Here is an 18,258-nt window from a genome sequence, read left to right on the forward strand (position 1 = left end):
GGGGGGCGCGCCCCCGGCGCGGGTCGGGAAATTCTTGTGAAAGCATTCACAAGCGAACGAGGGTCCAAAGTCCTCGGAGAAACCACAGGTCAGCGCGGCTATGCCGGACCAGGTCCGTCATCTGACGGGACCTTGGGCCCTTTGGCAGGGACCATTGCGGGCCCGGGACTGCGGAAATCGGGAGTGCAATGGACCCAGCGGCAATGAGGCGCACGGACGATCTCGGAAGGTGCGGGCCATGACGGCGACTGCGGCAGAGGCGACGACGGACAACGGGGCCTGGGACGGCTTCAAGGGCGGGTTGTGGCGCGACGCGATCGACGTCCGTGACTTCGTCCAGCAGAACTACACCCCGTACGAGGGCGACAGTTCCTTCCTCACCGGCCCCACTGCCCGGACCACCGCGGTCTGGGAGAAGCTCCTTTCGATGTTCCCGGACGAGATCGCCCGCGGCATCCACGACGTGGACGTGAAGACTCCGTCCCGGATCGATGCCTTCGAGCCGGGTTACATCGACGCCGACCGCGATCTGATCGTCGGGCTCCAGACCGACGCCCCGCTCAAGCGCGCCATCATGCCGAACGGGGGCTGGCGGATGGTCGAGGGTGCTCTGAGCGCGTACGGCTACGAGGCCGACCCCGAGATCAGGGAGATCTACACCCGTCTCCGCAAGACCCACAACGAGGGTGTCTTCGACGCGTACACACCCGAGATCCGGGCCTGCCGTTCCTCCGGCATCATCACCGGACTGCCGGACGCATACGGCCGCGGCCGCATCATCGGCGACTACCGCCGCGTCGCCCTCTACGGCGTCGACCGGCTGATCGCAGCCAAGGAGGCCGACAGGGCCGCCCTCGGTGAGCAGTGGCCGACCGAGCACGTCATCAGGGACCGTGAGGAGATCGCCGAGCAGATCAAGGCCCTGAACGAGCTCAAGACGATGGCGATGTCGTACGGCCACGACATCTCCGGGCCCGCCCGCACCGGTCGTGAGGCCGTGCAGTGGCTGTACTTCGGCTACCTCGGTGCCGTGAAGGAGCAGAACGGCGCGGCCATGTCGATCGGCCGCATCGACAACTTCCTCGACATCTACCTCCAGCGCGACATCGAGCGCGGACTCATCACGGAGGAGCGGGCACAGGAGTTCATCGACGACTTCGTCATCAAGCTCCGTATCGTCCGCTTCCTGCGCACCCCGGAGTACAACGAGCTGTACTCCGGCGACCCGACCTGGGTCACCTGGTCGATGGCCGGCATCGGTGAGGACGGCCGCCCGCTCGTCTCCCGTACGACCTTCCGGGCCCTGCAGACCCTCTACAACCTGGGCCCGGCCCCCGAGCCGAACCTCACGGTCTTCTGGTCGCAGCGACTCCCCGCCGGATTCAAGGAGTTCGCCTCGAAGGTCGCCATCGACACCTCGGCGCTCCAGTTCGAGTCGGACGAGCTGATGCGCCCGAAGTACGGCGACGACACGGCGATCGCCTGTTGCGTCTCCGCGATGGCGACGGGCAAGCAGATGCAGTTCTTCGGCGCCCGTGTGAACGTCGCCAAGGCGCTGCTGTACGCGATCAACGGCGGCCGTGACGAGAGGACGGGCAAGCTCGTGGTGAGCGGCTTCGAGCCGGTCACCGGCGAGTACCTCGACCACGCGACCGTCGCCGAGCGGTACGACGCGATGCTCGACTGGCTGGCCAGGACGTATGTGCACGCGCTCAATGTCATCCACTACATGCATGACAAGTACGCGTACGAGCGCCTGGAGATGGCCCTCCACGACCAGGAGATCCTGCGCACCATGGCCTGCGGCATCGCAGGTCTGTCGGTCGCCGCCGACTCGCTCTCCGCCATCAAGCACGCCCGGGTCAGGGTGATCCGGGACGGGACGGGTCTCGCGACGGACTACGAGATCGAGGGCGACTACCCTGCGTACGGCAACAACGACGACCGTGCCGACGCCATCGCCCGCGGCATCGTCCACGACTTCATGGAGAAGGTCCGCAAGCACCCGGCGTACCGGGGCGCGGTGCACACCCAGTCGGTGCTGACCATCACCTCCAACGTCGTCTACGGCAAGAAGACCGGCAACACCCCGGACGGCCGCCGCTCCGGCGCCCCGTTCGCCCCGGGTGCCAACCCGATGAACGGGCGCGACGAGCACGGCTACATCGCCTCCGCACTGTCGGTTGCCAAGCTGCCGTACGACGACGCCGAGGACGGCATCTCGCTGACCAACACCATCACGCCGGACGGACTCGGCCGCACCCCCGAGGAGCGGATCCAGAACCTCGCCGGCGTGCTGGACGGATTCATGGCGAGCGACGGCTTCCACATGAATGTCAATGTGCTCGACAAGGCGACTCTCGAAGACGCCATGGAGCACCCGGAGCACTACCCGCAGCTGACCATCCGGGTCTCCGGATACGCGGTCAACTTCGTGCGGCTGACCCGCGAGCAGCAGCTCGACGTCATCAACCGCACCTTCCACGGCTCGCTCTGATCCTCCCCGATCGTTCCGAGCCGCCTGAACCGCGCGGCGTCGGGAGCCCATCCCCCGTAGGGCCCCGGCGCCGCGCGCTCCGCACCCGTCGCGCCCGGCCATCGAACGCCCCGTCCGCACAGGAGGCCCTGCCATGGCCACACTCCTCGACAACATCGACAACATCGACAACACCGGCGACACCGGCGACATCCACAACATCGACAACATCGACAACATCGACAACACCGGCGACACCGGCGACATCCACAACACCGGCGACATCGGCACCTCCGTCACTCCGGCGGGTGCGGCCACCCGTCGGCCGGTCTCCGGAGCGGTCCACTCCTGGGACCTGTCGACGGGCGTCGACGGCCCCGGCACCCGCTTCGTCACCTTCCTGGCCGGCTGTCCACTGACTTGCCTCTACTGCCACAACGTCGACACCCTGCGGATGCGCAGCGGTACCCGGATGTCGGCGGACGACCTCGCCGCCGAGGCGGGCAAGTACACGACGTTCATCCGGGCTGCGGGCGGCGGCGCCACGATCAGCGGCGGCGAACCACTGCTGCAGCCGGTCTTCGCCGGTGAGCTCTTCCACCGCTTCAAGCACGGGCTGGGGCTGCACACCGCCCTGGACACCTCCGGCTTCCTGGGCGCCCGCGCCACCGACTCCCTGCTGCGCGACGTCGATCTGGTCCTGCTCGACATCAAGTCCTGGGACCGAGCCACATACCGCAGGGTCACCGGCCGACCGCTGCAGCCGACCCTGGACTTCGCCCGCCGCCTCGCCGACCTCGGCAAAGAGGTGCACGTCCGCTTCGTACTGGTGCCGGGACTGACCGACGACCCGGCCAACGTCGACGGTGTCGCCTCCTTCGCCGCCTCCCTCGGCAATGTCTCCCGTGTCGATGTCCTCCCCTTCCACAAGCTCGGCGAGGCGAAGTGGCAGGCGCTGGGCAAGCCCTTCACCCTGCACGACACCCCGTCACCCACCCCCGAGCAGGCCGCCTCGGCCCGAGAGATCTTCACGTCCCACGGACTGTGGGCCGTCTGACGCACTGCGAGCCGTCCGACGGGCTACGAGCCGGTCGGACGAACGGGCTCACCCCGCCGAGCCGTAAAACAGGACCAACCACCCCATACGACCCTACGGTGACGAGGTGACCGAGCCACCAGACGCCTCTGCCGCGCAGCCCGCCCCCGGTGCACGCACTGTCTCCGCCGGAGTGCTCGCCGCCCCGCCGCCCTCCGGGGCCACCGGGCCCCGGGCTGCCGCGCCCCGGTCCGTCACCGGCCGCGCGACAGCGGCCGGCGCCATCGTCTCCGCCCTGCTGATCCTCGCGATCGTGTTCGGCAGCAGGCTTCTTGAGAACTTCGACTCCGCTCTTCTTCCGTACGCCGTCGCCACCGTCTTCCTCGCCTTCGGCGTCGCCTACCGCTACACGGTCTGGGTCTCCGCGCCCGGTGCCCGGCGCCTGTTCAAACAGGGGTGGCGGAGCTTCTTCTCCGTGGCCAACTTCCGCCAGGCCCCAACTGCCCTGCCCAGGATGATCGCCACCTATCTGGGCTTCCAGAAATTCCTCGGCGCCCGCTCCTACGCCCGCTGGGCCGCCCACCAACTGATCTTCTGGGGCTGCATCCTCGCCTCCCTGATCACCTTCCCGCTGACCTGGGGCTGGTTCACCTTCACCTCCGGTTCCGGCTCGGGCCCCGGCTACGAGATGCGCATCTGGGGCTTCAGGATCATCGGCTTCGATTCCCTGGACATCCTGGGCTGGCTGATGTTCCACGGCCTGGACATCGCCGCCGTGCTCGTCATCCCCGGCGCCTCGTACTTCCTCTGGCGGAGGATGAAGGACCGCGGCGCCATCACCGGCCAGCGCTTCGCCTACGACCTGGTGCCGCTGATCGCCCTGATCGTCATCTCCGTGACCGGTCTGCTGCTCACCTTCTCGTCGATCTTCCTGCACGGCGGCGGATACGAATTCCTGGCGATCCTCCACATGGTGTCGGTGGTCTTCACCCTCATCTACATCCCGTTCGGGAAGTTCTTCCACATCGTCCAGCGCCCGGCCGCGGTCGGCATGCAGCTGTTCAAATACACCGCCCGGCAGAACCAGGAGGTCTTCGGCTGCCGCCGCTGCGAGGAGCCCATCGACACCGGGCCGTACGTCGAGAACCTCCGCGGCACCATGCGCGACCTCAGCCTCGGCTTCGACGAGTGGGCCGAATACTGCCCGCGCTGCAAGCGGCTGCTGCGCGGCAGCGCCTATCTCTCCCAGGTGAAGAAGGGCTTCAAGTGACCTCGGATCCGCGAGCAGCCGACCCCCGTACGGCCGTTCCTCTCGACCCCTCCCTCGCGCCGCCCGGCACCCGGGCCTTCCGGGACGCGGGAGGTATCCCCGCCGACCGGTGGCACGCCGACCAGGAGGGCGAGACACTCGTCCCCACCCACTGCTGCTTCTGCGGGGTCCAGTGCGGGATGTATCTGCGCGTCGACCGCAAAGGCAAGGTCTTCGGCGTCGAACCCCGCAACCACGACATCAACCGGATGCGGCTGTGCCCCAAGGGCATCAACGCGTATCAGCAGGTCAACCACCCCGACCGGCTCACCGCTCCGCTCCTGCGCCGCTCCCGCGACGAGGACTTCCACGAAGTCTCCTGGGACGAGGCACTCGACTTCACCGTCTCCGAGATCAAGCGCATCCAGCGGAGTTATGGGAACGACGCCTTCGGGCTCCTCGGCGGCGCCAGCCTCTTCTCCGAAAAGACTTATCTGGTCGGCAAATTCGCCCGGGTCGCCCTCAAGTCCCGGCATGTCGACTACAACGGCCGGCTCTGCATGGTCAGCGCCGCGGGCGCCAACAAACTCGCCTTCGGCATCGACCGGGCCGGCAACCCCTTCTCCGACATGCTGCTCACCGACTGCCTGCTGATCGCGGGCTCCAACGTCGGCGAGTGCTTTCCCGTGATGACCCAGTACGTGTGGGGAGCCCGGGACCGCGGCGCAAGCCTGATCATCGTCGACCCGCGCCAGACCGCGATCGCCCGCACCGCCGACATCCATGTCGCGCTCAAGCCCGGCACCGACTCGGCGTTCTTCAACTCCGTACTGAACGTGGTCATCGAGGAGGGTCTGACCGACGAGGCCTATCTCGCCGCCCACGCCACCGGCTGGGAGGAGGTGAAGGCCAAGGCCGGCGAGTACCCGCCGTCCCGGGCCGCCGAGATCTGCGGCATCCCCGCCCAGCAGATCGTCCAGGTCGCCCGCGCCTTTGCCCGCGCCCCCAAGGCCATGGCCTGGCACGCACGCGGCATCGAGCACCACTCGCAGGGCGTCGAGAACTGCCTCAGCGTGATCAACCTCTGCGCCGCCACCGGCCACATCGGCAAGCCCGGCGCCGGTTACGGCACCCTCACCGGCCAGGGCAACGGGCAGGGCGGCCGCGAGCACGGCCAGAAAGCCGACCTCCTTCCCGGCGGCCGCTCGATCATGAACGAGGAGCACCGCAGGCAGATCTGCGAGATCTGGGGCATCGAGGAGTCCGAGCTCCCTCCCGCAGGCACCTCGATGATGGAAATGGTCTGGCAGATGCAGCGCCGCGAGATCCGCGGACTGATCGGCATCTGCAACAACCCCTTCGTCTCCCTTCCCAACTACAAGGTGGTCAAGGAGGGGTACGACGCCACAGAGTTCCATGCCCAATTCGACTTCTTCCTTTCCGAGACCGCTGCCAACGCACATGTCGTCTTCCCCGTCACCACCTGGGCCGAGGACGAAGGGGTGATGGCCAACGCTGAGGCCCGGGTGGTCAAGCACAACAAGGCCCAGGACCCGCCCCCCGGCGTACGGACCGACACCTGGGTGATGTGCGAACTCGCCAAGCGCCTGGGCGCGGGCGACAAATTCGCGTTCGCCGACTCCCGCGAGGTCTTCGATGAACTGCGGACCGCCTCCGCCGGCACCGTCAACGACTACTACGGCATCACCTACGAACGGCTGGAGGAGACCGGCGGGATCGTCTGGCCCTGCCCCTCCACCGACCACCCCGGCACCCCCCGGCTCTTCGAGGACGGGAAGACCTACCACCCCGACGGCAAGATCCATCTGCAGGTCGTCGAGTGGCACCCGCCGATGGACCCGTACGACGACGAGCACCCCATGTCGCTGACCACCGGACGCACCGTCGCCCACTTCCTCTCCGGCAACCAGACCCGTCGGCTGGGCGGCCTCGTCGAACAGACCCCGCGCCCCTGGGCCGAGCTCCACCCCTCCCACGGTTTCCGCAACGGCGAACCGGTCCGCGTCGTCACCCGGCGCGGCAGCGAGGTCTTCCCTGCCCTGGTCACCGAGGCGATCCGCCCCGACACCGTCTTCATCCCGTACCACTGGCCCGTCCCCACCGCGGCCAACGCCCTGACCATCGACGCCCTCGACCCCCGCTCCAAGATTCCCGAGTACAAGGTGTGCGCCTGCCGTATCGAGCACGCCGAAACGATCGACGAGGTCCCCGCACCGCCTGTCGCGCCCGGCCATGTCGCCTACCCGGAGGCCCAGGTCTCCCGTACCGACCCGCTGCCGCCCACGTCCCCCCAGGGCCGTGGCACCTCGGAGAGGGGCTGATCGCCGCATGATGGGCAGAACGATCTTCATCGACCCGGGGCGCTGCATCGGCTGCCAGGCCTGTGTCTCCGCCTGCCGGGAATGCGACTCGCACCGCGGCAAGTCGATGATCCACCTCGACTACACCGACGAGGGCCAGTCCGTGGCCTCCCTCCCCACAGTCTGCATGCACTGTGAGGACCCGGTCGCTCCGTGCGCCGAGGTCTGCCCCGCCGACGCGATCCTGGTGACCGCCGACGGTGTGGTGCAGCAGGCCGACACCACCCGCTGCATCGGCTGCGCCAACTGCGTCAACGCCTGCCCCTTCGGCGTTCCGAAGATCGATCTGCAGGCGAAGCTGCAGATGAAATGCAACCTCTGCTACGACCGCACCGCCTATGGCCTCGCCCCCATGTGCGCGACCGTCTGCCCGACGGGAGCGCTGTTCTACGGGACCGTCGAGGAGCTCCAGGCCGAGCGCCCCGGCGTCCAGGTCGCCGACACCTTCGTCTTCGGCCGGAGCGAGGTCCGCACCGGCGTCGCCATGGTCGTACCCGCCGACAAGGTCCAGTGGCCGGTGCCCGGCGGTCTTCCTGTCGTCGAGATCAACGGGAAGGACGTCCGGCGATGAGCGCCACCGGCCAGCCGCCCTCCGGGGATCCGTGCGAAGCCCTGCACGACCGGATCGCCGCCGACTCCCTCACCACCCGGCGCGACTACCTTCGGATCGTCGCGACCGTCTCGGGCGGACTCGCCGTCGGCAGCCTCGGCGTGGCCGGCGGAATCCTGCCGCGTCACGGCGACGTCGACGACGCCAAGGCACCCGCGCCGAAGAAGATCACCGCTCAGCTTCTTCCCGGTGAGTCCATCGCCTTCCACTACCCGGACGAAGAGGACCGGGCGGTCGCCGTCCGGCTCGACGACGGCACCCTTGTCGGATACTCCGCGATCTGTACCCATCTCGCCTGTGCCGTGCTCTGGCGCAAGGACCGCGGCTCCGAGGGGGAGCTGTACTGCCCCTGCCACGAGGGTGTCTTCGACGCCCGCACAGGCGAGGTCACCGCCGGGCCACCGCCCCGCGCACTGCCCAAGGTGGTGCTCATCGAGCAGACCGACGGCAGCGTCTGGGCGGTCGGCACGACCCGCTCGGGCGAGAGCATCGAGCACGGCCTGTGCCGCCGGCTCAGCATCGACCGCCCGGACCTCGCGTCCCGCATCGGCTGCCCCGCGGTCAGAGGCAAAGGCGCGGAGGCACCCCCGGCCTCCGAGGCCGAGACTCCCGGCAGGCGGACATGACCGACGCCCGGCAGCCCCGTGACCAGGAGTCCCCCGACTATCCGGAGTACCGCCCGGGCAGCGCCCGCCCCGAACTGAACCGCCCCGTCCGCGAACGCTATCCGCAGATCCGTGCCACCAGTGGCTACGGCGACCCCCGGGTCCGCCACACCGGTCCCGGCCCGGGTGCCGGCACCGACCAGGAACCCGAACGCTCCTCGAAACTGACGGCCCGGCTGGTCCTGGCGATGACCGTCGTCGTCGGACAGCTCTGGGGCCTGACCGTCATCGTCGACGCGTGGATGGAGGGCAACACCGGTACGGCCTGGTGGGGTGCCGGCTTCCTCTGTCTGTCGTTCCTCGTCGTCCTCGGGCTGTGGGCGCTCGACCCGAAGGATCGCTGACCACGGCCGTACCCTTGAGATATGAGCACCGCCCCCGCCCCCGGCCCGCGCGATTCGAAGCCGACCCAGCCGGAACAGACGAAACCCAAACCGGCTCTGATCTTCGACGATCCGCTGGACCAGCAGTCCGCGGACGATACGGACCGAGGGTGGGGCGAGCGGGCCCCGGCCGGCGGCAGCGCCGCCGATCTGGCGCGCTTTCTCGACGAGAAGCCGCCTCACCACATCTGAGCCCCCGCTCCGTGGTGGTCCGACGACGTTGCCTGCCGGTCTTCCTGCCGCGCGTCCCGCTACTGGTCGTGGCCTCGGCCGGGGTCCGGCCCGAGGGTCCCGCCCCACGGGCCGCCTTGACAGCTCATCAGCACGAATCAGCACAGGGTCACCGCCAGCCTGGCGGAGATACCCGCGCCGGCCAGCGATGCGGCCGTGCCCCGGGGGACTGACACCACGATCAGCGCACCGTCCTCCGCGGGACCCTCGGCCGAGGTCTGCGGTACATCTGTCACCCGCGCGCCCTTCGCCAGCACCCGGGCATCGGCTCCGGCCCCCTCGGCGGCGATCACGTCGACGCGGTCGCCCGGCCGTAACAGCCGCACCGCCCCCGCATCCGCGATCCGGACCGGCGCGGACACCAAGGGGACCGGCCGCCGCGCCCGCTCCGGCGCCGACCCGGCCGTACCCCCCGCCCCTGCCCCATGCGCCGCATCGCCGCCCGCGCCGCTCCCGCCCAGCCCCGTCGCGGCCAGCGCGGCAGCAGTCAGGGCCAGCCCGGCGGCCAGCGCGCTGCGCTGCCGCCACAGAGCCCGCCGCAGCCGGTGCCCACCACCACCGCGCACCCGCAACGGCTCGAACGCGGGCACACCACAGGGCGGGGGAGCCGACGCCGGAGGCCCTGGAGCCATGGCCGGAGCGGATCGTCCAGAGGGCACACACGGGGACGACGGGAACGACTGGGACGACGGGGACGACGGGAACATGGCCAACACCACCTGCCGTGAGGAGTTTCGGACGAACGCCCCTCACGATCCACCGTCCACGAGTTTCCCGCCGAAGCCTGTGGACGGCCCCGGCGTTGTGGATAACCCCGTCACCCACCCACGCGGCGACCGTCACCCACCCACCCCGCTAGGGAAGCTCGATCCCCGTCTCGAGCCCGTCCAGCGCATGCGAGCACGGGCAGTCGCGGTCCGCCTCCGCAGGCAGCGCGGCCACCAGATCGAAGAGCACCGCGCGCAGCCGGTCCACGTTGGCCGCGAACACCTTCAGCACCTCCCCGTGCGAGACGCCCTCCCCGGCCTCCGCGCCCGCGTCGAGGTCCGTCACCAGCGTCATCGTCGTGTAGCAGAGGCCCAGTTCACGGGCGAGGACCGCCTCGGGGTGCCCGGTCATCCCGACCACCGACCAGCCCATCGCCGCATGCCAGCGCGATTCGGCCCGGGTCGAGAAGCGCGGCCCCTCGACCACCACCAGCGTCCCGCCGTCCACCGGCTCCCAGCTCTTCGCGCGAGCCGCCGCCAGCGCGGCCCTGCGTCCATCGGGGCAGTACGGATCGGCGAAGCCCAGATGCAGGACGTTCGGCTCCGCGCCATCGGCCCGGATCTCCCCGTCGTAGTACGTCTGCGTCCGGGCCTTGGTGCGGTCCACCAGCTGGTCGGGCACGAGCAGGGTGCCCGGCCCGTACTCCGGACGCAGGCCGCCCACCGCGCACGGGCCGAGCACCTGACGTACGCCGACGGAGCGCAGCGCCCACAGGTTGGCCCGGTAGTTGATGCGGTGCGGCGGCAGATGGTGGCCGCGTCCGTGGCGGGGCAGGAAGGCGACCCGGCGGCCGCCGACCTCGCCGAGGAACAGGGAGTCACTCGGCTGTCCGTACGGGGTGTCCACACGCACCTCCGTGACATCCTCCAGGAAGGAGTACAAGCCCGAGCCGCCGATGACACCGATCTCTGCGTTCACCATGCGATCACACTAGCGGCGCGGGAAAACGCCGAGGACCCCGCCGAACAGATCGGTGGGGTCCTCGGGGAAGTGCGGTTCGGCTCAGGCGGCCGACGTGCCACTCGTCGAGGACGACGAAGAGGACGCGGCGGACGAAGAAGACGCGGCGGACGAGGAGGAAGCGGACGACTTCGTGTCCGAACCCGAACCCGACCCCGTCGACGAATCGGACGAAGCGGAACCGGACGCCTTCGCCGAGGCCGACGACGGCGTGCTGCTCGACGAGGAGCCACGGCTGTCGTTCCGGTAGAAACCGGAACCCTTGAAGACAATGCCGACCGCCGAGAACACCTTCTTCAGGCGTCCTTCGCAGCTCGGGCACACGGTCAGGGCGTCATCGGTGAACTTCTGCACCGCCTCAAGGCCCTCGCCACATTCGGTGCACTGGTACTGATAGGTCGGCACTTGTCTTCCTCCTGGCACTCTCACTCGATGAGTGCTAACAGTCGTCAATGGTAGCTGCTACGGGCCGCTGTTTGCAGTAATGTCTGTCACCTGCCCGGAGGACAGCGGTCAGGGCTTGGCCGTCATGAGGGCCGCTGGCCTTAGTGAAAAGCTGCCACATTATGTGGCGGAGGAGTCACACCGACGTATTCCGCTGATGCGAGCGCATGAATCGTCACTCTCTGGCCGCGACAGGATCAGGGTGAACCGCGCCGCGTGCGGCCGTGATGGTCGCGCGGGCCGGTGTCAGTCTCGAACGCAGTGACACCAGGGTGACCAGTGCCAGTACGGTCCCCACCAGCGGCACCACAAAACCGGTGCTCGCGCCGTGGGCGTCGGCGAGCCGCCCGGCGACCGTCACCGCGGCCGCCTGGCCGAGGGCGACCGAGCCCGTCAGCCAGGTGAACGCCTCGGTCCGGGCGGATCCCGGAACCAGAGCCTCGACCAGCGTATAGCCGCTGATCAGGGCCGGGGCGATGGAGAGTCCGACCAGCAGTCCGAGTCCGGCCAGCAGCGGCACGGAGTGCACGGCCCACAGTCCGGACGCGGTCAGGGTCAGGGCCGCGTATCCGACGATCAGACGCCGCCGCGGCCCGCTCTTCCAGGCGATGGCGCCGCAGGCGATCCCGGCCAGCATGTTGCCGGCCGCGAAGACCCCGTACAGCAGACCGTTCGCCCCGGGCCGGCCGATCTCCTCGGCGAAGGCGGTCAGCGAGACCTGCATGCCGCCGAATACCGCGCCGATGCCCAGGAAGGCCACCGCGAGCACCCGTACACCCGGTACGGACAGGGCGGACGCATGCCGCTGGGAGGTGCCGGACTCGGTGCTGCGCACCGCGGGCTGCGTGCGGCGCCGCGCGGCGAAGAGCAGTCCGCCGACCAGGGTCAGTCCGGCCTCCGTGATCAGACCGGCCGCCGGGTGCACTCCCGTGCACAGTGCGGTGGCGAGCACCGGGCCGATGACGAAGGTGAACTCGTCCGTCACCGATTCGAAGGCGGCCGCGGTGGACATCAGCGGTGAGGCCTTGCGGCCCGGTGCCGCGCCCAGTACGGCCGCCCAGCGGGCCCGTACCATCGGCCCGATCTGCGGAACGGACGCACCGGTCGGCACGGCCGCCGCGAACAGGGCCCACAGGGGCGCGTCCGCCAACGCCAGTGCCGTCAGCGCCGATACGGACGCCGCGTGCACCAGGACACCGGGCAGCAGCACGGCGCGCTGGCCGAAACGGTCGGCGAGTTTGCCGGTCTGCGGTGCGAACAGGGCCATGGAGACACCCGTCACGGCGGCGACGGAGCCCGCGCTGCCGTAAGAGCCGGTGGTGTGCTGAACCAGTAGCACGATGCCGATCGTCAGCATCGCGAAGGGCTGCCGTGCGGCGAAGCCCGGCAGGAGAAACGTCCACGCACCGGGGGTGCGCAGCAACTGCCCGTAACCGGGGCGGTCGGAGACCGTGGACGCCACGGTCCATGCCTTTCTGCCGCCTGGTGGCCGAGCTCCCGCAGGTCCGGGCCGGCACAGGTGGTGCGGGCTCGTGCGGGTGCTGCCGAGAGCTGTCCTCTTCGCGCGGAACTGCGGTAGATGCCGGGCGCTCAGCAGAGGCGGAGGACGCCACGACCGCCATACGGTCGCGCCAGCTCTGCATCAGGCAGAGTTGGTCGTTCGGGTTGGTCGATCGGGTTGGCCGACCCCACTACGGAGGCCGATCAGGTTTCCTTCATGATACAGGCGGGCATCCTTGTGCACCTCTGATTGTGCGCAAGGCCCCCGCCCCCGCCTCGGATCGACAGCGTGCAGCCCCCGCGGCCCTCTCAGCGGTGCGCTTTCGGCCCGTCGGCCTTCCCCGGCTTCTTCACGGCCTTCAGCGCGTGCGCCACATCATGTGCCACATGAGGCCCGGCGAGGCTCTTGCCACCGCTGCCGCTCGTCCCCAGCCAGCCCGCGAGCTTGCCGCCCTCGCCGACCGCGCGCAGCCGTTCCTCCGCCGCGTCGCGCACCGGGTCGGTGGTGACCACCAGCAGTTCGTCGCCGCGCCGCAACACGGTCGACGGCGCCGGTACGAAGCTCTTCTGGTCCCGTACGACCAGGGTGACCGCGGCCCCGGCGGGCAGCCGCAGCTCCCCGACCTCCACGCCGTGCATCTTCGACTTCCCGGGGATCGCCACCGACAGCAGATGGCCGCGCAGCCGCTCCAGCGGCGCCGACTCGATGCCCAGGTCGGCGGCCTCGGCCGGATCGTCGGCGATCTTCAGGGCCTTCGCCATCCAGGGCAGGGTCGGTCCCTGGATGAGGGTGTACACGACGACGAGCACGAAGACGATGTTGAAGACCCGGGTGGAGCCCTCGACTCCGGACACCATCGGAATGGTCGCCAGGATGATGGGTACGGCGCCGCGCAGCCCCGCCCAGGACATGAACGTCTTCTCCTGCCAGGGCAGCCGGAACGGCGCCAGCGAGATGAAGACCTCCAGTGGACGTGCCACCACGGTCAGTACCAGTCCCACGATGACCGCGGGCCAGAAGTCGTCGTACAGATCGTGCGGCGTGACCAGGAGTCCGAGCAGCACGAACATGCCGATCTGGGCCAGCCAGCCGAGCCCGTCGGCGAAGCCGCGGGTCGCGGGCCAGTGCGGCAGTTTGGCGTTGCCGAGGATCATCGCGGCCAGATAGACGGCGAGGAAGCCACTGCCGTGGGCCAGGGCGCCCGCCGCGTACGCGGACACCGCGATCGCCATCACGGCGATCGGATACAGGCCGGACGCGGGCAGTGCCACATGACGCAGTCCGAACGAGCCGAGCCAGCCGACGGCGAGACCGACGGCCGCGCCGATCGCGAGCTCCAGTGCTATCTCGCCGACCAGTACGTACCAGCTGTCCACTGGTCCCCTGGTCGAGAAGGCGACCACGAGGATCACGACGGGCGCGTCGTTGAAGCCGGACTCGGCCTCCAGTACTCCGGTGACACGGGCGGGCAGCGGCACCTTGCGCAACACGGAAAAGACCGCGGCAGCGTCCGTCGACGAGACGACCGCACCGATGATCAGCGACTGCCGCCAGTCCAGTCCGACCAGGTAGTGCGCCCCGGCCGCGGTGACGCCGACGCTCACCGCGACGCCGACGATCGAGAGCATCGCGGCAGCCGGCAGTGCGGGTTTGATCTCTTTCCACTTCGTGCCCAGGCCACCCTCGGCGAGGATCACGACAAGTGCGGCATAGCCGATCACCTGGGTCAGTTCCGCATTGTTGAACTTGACGTCGAAGATGCCGTCCTGCCCCATGGCGACCCCGATGCCGAGGTACAGGAGCAGGCTGGGGAGCCCGCTGCGGGACGAGATGCGCACCGCTGCCACGGCGACGAGCAGGACGAGTGAGCAGACGAGCAGGAGTTCGTTGAGCGTGTGGACAGTCAGTGGCCGTTCCTTCCCTGCGTACGCCTGCCGAATTCGACCCTCGGCATCGGCCGTTGGCGGCCGGTACTTCGTTACCTTACCTAATCTTTAACGCTTTCTTGACGCGTTCGATCGTTCGTACGATCGCTGCGCAATTCGAACCATGCCGATGCCGCGTCAGAGCGGCCCGGGCGCTGCGCCTATGGTTGCTCCTGCACTCCCAGGACCACCTGCCCCTCGAAGGACAGCGATGCCCGCCAACACAACCGCCTCTTCCGGCACCACCGGTTCCGCCGGTGGGAAGACCGGCAGGAAGAAGGGGCGACGTGCCCGCCTGATCGTGATCGTTCTGGTGCTGGCGCTTGTCGCGGGTATCGGATACGGCGCGTTCTGGTCCGTATCGACCGTGCGGGCCTCGTACCCGCAGACGACCGGTTCCATCAAGCTCGACGGCCTCGACGGCAACGTCGACGTCAAGCGCGACAGCTACGGAATCCCGCAGCTGTACGCGGACTCCGATGCCGATCTCTTCCGCGCCCAGGGCTTCGTCCAGGCGCAGGACCGCTTCTGGGAGATGGACGTCCGCCGCCACATGACGGCGGGCAGGCTCTCCGAGATGTTCGGCTCCGGACAGGTCGAGACGGACTCCTTCCTGCGCACGCTCGGCTGGCGCAAGGTCGCACAGGAGGAGTACGACAACGTCCTGTCCGCGGACACCAAGAAGAACCTCCAGGCGTACGCGGACGGCGTGAACGCCTACCTCAAGGGGCGCGACGGCAAGGACATCTCCGTCGAGTACGCCGCCCTCGGCTTCACCAACGACTACAAGCCGGCCGAGTGGACCCCGGTCGACTCGGTCGCCTGGCTCAAGGCGATGGCCTGGGACCTGCGCGGCAACATGCAGGAAGAGATCGACCGCTCGCTGATGACCAGCAGGCTCGACGCGAAGCAGATCGAGGACCTCTACCCGGAGTACCCGTACAAAACGCATGATCCGATCGTCAGCCAGGGCGCGATCTCCCCGGTCACCGGAAAGTTCGACCCGGACGCGACACCGTCGACGAGCATCGGCTCGAGCACCATGGCGGGCGCGACCGAGGGCCTGAACACCCAGCTCTCCTCGCTCTCCGACACCCTCGACCAGATCCCGGCGCTGCTCGGCCCGAACGGCAGCGGCATCGGGTCCAACTCCTGGGTGGTCTCCGGCAAATACACGACGACCGGCAAGCCGCTGCTCGCCAACGACCCGCACCTGGCGCCCCAGCTGCCCTCGCTCTGGTACCAGATGGGGCTGCACTGCCGCGAGATCACGAAGACCTGCCAGTACGACACCGCCGGCTACACCTTCGCCGGAATGCCCGGCGTGATAATCGGTCACAACCAGGACATCGCCTGGGGCTTCACCAACCTCGGTGCGGACGTCACCGACCTCTTCCTGGAGAAGGTCTCCACCGACGGCTATCTCTACGACGGCAAGGTCAAGCCGTTCACCGTCCGCAAGGAGACCATCAAGGTCGCGGGCGGCAGGAGCCGGGAGATCACCATCCGCGAGACCAACAACGGTCCGCTGGTGTCCGATCGCAGCGGCGAGCTGGAGAAGGTCGGCCAGAAGGCCCCCGTCGCCGGCGCGGCTCCGGACCGGGCCGACGGTTACGCGGTCGCCCTGAAGTGGACCGCGCTGGAACCCGGCAAGTCCATGGACGCGGTCTTCGAGCTCAACCGCGCCAAGGACTTCACGAGCTTCCGGGCGGCGGCCGAACACTTCGAGGTTCCCTCGCAGAACCTGATCTACGCCGACACCAAGGATCACATCGGCTACCAGGCACCTGGAAAGATCCCGGTCCGCCTCCAGGGCGACGGCACGATGCCCAGCCCCGGCTGGTCCTCGAAGTACGGCTGGAAGAAGGAGCCGGTCCCGTTCGAGGAGCTTCCCTACGAGTACGACCCGAAGCGCGGCTACATCGTCACCGCCAACCAGCCCGTCATCGACGAGAAGAAGTACCCCCACCTGCTCACCAAGGACTGGGGCTACGGCGCCCGCAGCCAGCGGATCAACGACCTCATCCAGTCGAAGATCAAGGGCGGCGGGAAGATCTCGACCGAAGACATGCAGAAGATGCAGATGGACAACACCAGCGCGATCGCCGCGCTGCTGGTGCCCGAGCTGATGAAGATCAATATCTCGGACAAGAGTGTCCGCGAGGCACAGAAGCTCCTGGAGGGCTGGGACTACACCCAGGAGTCCGACTCGGCTGCGGCCGCGTACTTCAACGCGGTCTGGCGCAACATCCTCAAGCTGGCCTTCGGCGACAAGCTGCCCAAGGAGCTGCGGGTCGAGGGCGAGTGCCTCAATGTGCCCCGGGCCGACACCTCCGGCCCGGTCGACGAGCAGGACAAGCTGGTGCGCGAGTGCGGACGGCGCGACGCGGACACGGCACAGCCGGACGGCGGTGACCGCTGGTACCAGGTGGTCGCCAACCTGATGGACGACCAGAACAGCGACTGGTGGAAGTCGCCGAAGAGCGGCCGGGACGAGGCGACCGGGAACCGGGACGAGCTCTTCGCCCGTGCCATGGAGGACGCCCGCTGGGAGCTGACCGCCAAGCTCGGCAAGGACATCACCACCTGGAGCTGGGGCCGGCTGCACCAGCTGACCCTGAAGAATCAGACCCTCGGCACCGAGGGCCCCGGTCTGCTCCAGCGGGTCCTCAACCGCGGTCCGTGGAATCTCGGCGGTGGCGAGGCCGCGGTGAACGCCAGCGGCTGGAACGCGGCGGGCGGCTACGACGTCGTCTGGGTTCCGTCGATGCGGATGGTCGTCAACGTGGATGACTGGGACAAGTCCCGCTGGATCAACCTCACCGGCGCTTCCGGGCACGCGTTCAGCGCGCACTACACCGATCAGACCGACAAATGGGTCAACGGTGAACTGCTCGACTGGTCCTTCGGGACGAACGCCGTCGCCAAGTCGACGACCGACACCCTGACCCTCAAACCGTAGGGCCCATCCGGCGGGTCACGGCCGGTGTCACCACCACGTCGACGGGGTGGTCGTGCGGTTCCTCAGGGACCTGCGCGACCACCTCGTTGTCGTAGAGCAGGACGACCAGCGCCGGATGTGCCCCCGCCGCGGCGAGCCGGGCCAGCACCCGGTCGTAACTGCCGCCGCCACGACCGAGCCGCATGCCGCGCGCGTCCACTGCGAGGCCCGGCAGCAGGACCGCGTCGGCGTCCAGGACCGCGTCGGGACCGAGGCGCTCCCCGTCCGGCTCCAGCAGCCCGCGGCCGGCCCGGACCAGACGACCGGCTCCTTCGTAAGGCGCCCAGTCCAGATCGTTGTCCGCGAGGAGCACCGGCAGCAGCACCCGTACGCCCCGCTCACGCAGCGCGTCCAGCAGGGCGCGGGTGCCCGGCTCACTCCCCACCGAGACATATGCGGCGACGGTTCGGGCCCCGGACAACTCCGGAAGATTCAATGCGCCCCGGGACAGAACCAACGCGGCGTTTTCCACGTCTTCCTGAGGCAGAAGGCGCCGCGCGGCCAGCAGTTCACGTCTGAGAAGCGCCTTTTGGGACATATTGCCGTTCATTGGGCACCTTGAATCTCTTGTATGCGTATATAGGCGTACAAAATTAACCGGAGCCTCATCTTCCACCCATACGCACCG

Annotated in this window: 15 protein-coding genes; 9 read left to right on the forward strand and 6 right to left on the reverse strand. The window is 68.8% G+C overall.

The features are described from left to right. Positions 1 to 238 precede the first annotated feature (238 nt). The 8 genes from pflB (at position 239) to OG609_RS23955 (ending at position 8,992) form a co-directional block, all read left to right on the forward strand. The gene (pflB, locus tag OG609_RS23920) at positions 239 to 2,497 is read left to right on the forward strand and encodes a formate C-acetyltransferase (protein ID WP_327274694.1); all 2,259 of its coding nucleotides are present in this window, start codon (positions 239 to 241) and stop codon (positions 2,495 to 2,497) included. Positions 2,498 to 2,630: 133 nt separating this feature from the next. Next, positions 2,631 to 3,533, forward strand: a complete 903-nt coding sequence (pflA, locus tag OG609_RS23925) for a pyruvate formate-lyase-activating protein (protein ID WP_327274695.1) — start codon at positions 2,631 to 2,633, stop codon at positions 3,531 to 3,533. 106 nt (positions 3,534 to 3,639) lie between these two features. Next, the gene (locus OG609_RS23930; RefSeq protein WP_327274696.1) at positions 3,640 to 4,782 is read left to right on the forward strand and encodes an MFS transporter; all 1,143 of its coding nucleotides are present in this window, start codon (positions 3,640 to 3,642) and stop codon (positions 4,780 to 4,782) included. Next, positions 4,779 to 7,103, forward strand: coding sequence for a molybdopterin oxidoreductase family protein (locus OG609_RS23935; protein ID WP_327274697.1), 2,325 nt, complete (start codon positions 4,779 to 4,781; stop codon positions 7,101 to 7,103). Before OG609_RS23930 ends, OG609_RS23935 begins: the two co-directional genes overlap by 4 nt. A gap of 7 nt (positions 7,104 to 7,110) precedes the next feature. After that, the gene (locus OG609_RS23940; RefSeq protein WP_114245025.1) at positions 7,111 to 7,713 is read left to right on the forward strand and encodes a 4Fe-4S dicluster domain-containing protein; all 603 of its coding nucleotides are present in this window, start codon (positions 7,111 to 7,113) and stop codon (positions 7,711 to 7,713) included. Beyond that, positions 7,710 to 8,378 (forward strand): QcrA and Rieske domain-containing protein, encoded by a 669-nt coding sequence (locus tag OG609_RS23945; RefSeq protein WP_327274698.1) that lies wholly within the window; start codon positions 7,710 to 7,712, stop codon positions 8,376 to 8,378. The genes OG609_RS23940 and OG609_RS23945 overlap by 4 nt, the downstream gene beginning before the upstream one ends. Beyond that, positions 8,375 to 8,761 carry a hypothetical protein gene (locus tag OG609_RS23950; RefSeq protein ID WP_327274699.1) on the forward strand — a complete coding sequence of 129 codons (387 nt, stop codon included), beginning with the start codon at positions 8,375 to 8,377 and terminating at the stop codon, positions 8,759 to 8,761. The genes OG609_RS23945 and OG609_RS23950 overlap by 4 nt, the downstream gene beginning before the upstream one ends. 21 nt (positions 8,762 to 8,782) lie before the next feature. Next, a complete protein-coding gene (locus tag OG609_RS23955) occupies positions 8,783 to 8,992 on the forward strand; it encodes a hypothetical protein (RefSeq protein ID WP_266360861.1) in 210 nt (69 codons plus the stop codon). 137 nt (positions 8,993 to 9,129) lie between these two features. Here OG609_RS23955 and OG609_RS23960 read toward each other — a convergent pair whose 3' ends face one another. The 5 genes from OG609_RS23960 to OG609_RS23980 all read right to left on the reverse strand — a co-directional run bounded on the left by OG609_RS23960 (position 9,130) and on the right by OG609_RS23980 (position 14,551). Then, the gene (locus tag OG609_RS23960) at positions 9,130 to 9,738 is read right to left on the reverse strand and encodes a hypothetical protein (protein ID WP_442817997.1); all 609 of its coding nucleotides are present in this window, start codon (positions 9,736 to 9,738) and stop codon (positions 9,130 to 9,132) included. Between the two features lie 148 nt (positions 9,739 to 9,886). After that, positions 9,887 to 10,720 carry an S-methyl-5'-thioadenosine phosphorylase gene (locus OG609_RS23965; protein WP_093899645.1) on the reverse strand — a complete coding sequence of 278 codons (834 nt, stop codon included), beginning with the start codon at positions 10,718 to 10,720 and terminating at the stop codon, positions 9,887 to 9,889. A gap of 81 nt (positions 10,721 to 10,801) precedes the next feature. Then, positions 10,802 to 11,164, reverse strand: a complete 363-nt coding sequence (locus tag OG609_RS23970; protein ID WP_327274701.1) for an FmdB family zinc ribbon protein — start codon at positions 11,162 to 11,164, stop codon at positions 10,802 to 10,804. A gap of 214 nt (positions 11,165 to 11,378) precedes the next feature. Beyond that, positions 11,379 to 12,665 carry an MFS transporter gene (locus OG609_RS23975; RefSeq protein ID WP_327274702.1) on the reverse strand — a complete coding sequence of 429 codons (1,287 nt, stop codon included), beginning with the start codon at positions 12,663 to 12,665 and terminating at the stop codon, positions 11,379 to 11,381. 347 nt (positions 12,666 to 13,012) lie between these two features. Beyond that, positions 13,013 to 14,551, reverse strand: a complete 1,539-nt coding sequence (locus OG609_RS23980) for a potassium/proton antiporter (RefSeq protein ID WP_327274703.1) — start codon at positions 14,549 to 14,551, stop codon at positions 13,013 to 13,015. A gap of 289 nt (positions 14,552 to 14,840) precedes the next feature. Here OG609_RS23980 and OG609_RS23985 point away from each other — a divergent pair, with 289 nt between their 5' ends. Beyond that, the gene (locus OG609_RS23985) at positions 14,841 to 17,591 is read left to right on the forward strand and encodes a penicillin acylase family protein (RefSeq protein WP_327274704.1); all 2,751 of its coding nucleotides are present in this window, start codon (positions 14,841 to 14,843) and stop codon (positions 17,589 to 17,591) included. Here OG609_RS23985 and OG609_RS23990 read toward each other — a convergent pair. Next, on the reverse strand, positions 17,581 to 18,180 hold the full coding sequence (locus OG609_RS23990; RefSeq protein ID WP_327274705.1) for a 5-formyltetrahydrofolate cyclo-ligase: 600 nt from the start codon (positions 18,178 to 18,180) through the stop codon (positions 17,581 to 17,583). The genes OG609_RS23985 and OG609_RS23990 overlap by 11 nt on opposite strands. Positions 18,181 to 18,258: the final 78 nt, after the last annotated feature.

This window comes from Streptomyces sp. NBC_01224 (assembly GCF_036002945.1).
Taxonomy (GTDB): Bacteria; Actinomycetota; Actinomycetes; order Streptomycetales; family Streptomycetaceae; genus Streptomyces.

Bases quoted from the DNA above. Each gene is read 5' to 3' on its own strand.
- OG609_RS23965 (WP_093899645.1), bottom strand. From the start codon at position 10,720: ATGGTGAACGCAGAGATCGGTGTCATCGGCGGCTCGGGCTTGTACTCC.
- pflA (WP_327274695.1), top strand. From the start codon at position 2,631: ATGGCCACACTCCTCGACAACATCGACAACATCGACAACACCGGCGAC.
- OG609_RS23990 (WP_327274705.1), bottom strand. From the start codon at position 18,180: ATGAACGGCAATATGTCCCAAAAGGCGCTTCTCAGACGTGAACTGCTG.
- OG609_RS23940 (WP_114245025.1), top strand. From the start codon at position 7,111: ATGATGGGCAGAACGATCTTCATCGACCCGGGGCGCTGCATCGGCTGC.
- pflB (WP_327274694.1), top strand. From the start codon at position 239: ATGACGGCGACTGCGGCAGAGGCGACGACGGACAACGGGGCCTGGGAC.
- OG609_RS23950 (WP_327274699.1), top strand. From the start codon at position 8,375: ATGACCGACGCCCGGCAGCCCCGTGACCAGGAGTCCCCCGACTATCCG.
- OG609_RS23985 (WP_327274704.1), top strand. From the start codon at position 14,841: ATGCCCGCCAACACAACCGCCTCTTCCGGCACCACCGGTTCCGCCGGT.
- OG609_RS23955 (WP_266360861.1), top strand. From the start codon at position 8,783: ATGAGCACCGCCCCCGCCCCCGGCCCGCGCGATTCGAAGCCGACCCAG.
- OG609_RS23960 (WP_442817997.1), bottom strand. From the start codon at position 9,738: ATGTTCCCGTCGTCCCCGTCGTCCCAGTCGTTCCCGTCGTCCCCGTGT.
- OG609_RS23945 (WP_327274698.1), top strand. From the start codon at position 7,710: ATGAGCGCCACCGGCCAGCCGCCCTCCGGGGATCCGTGCGAAGCCCTG.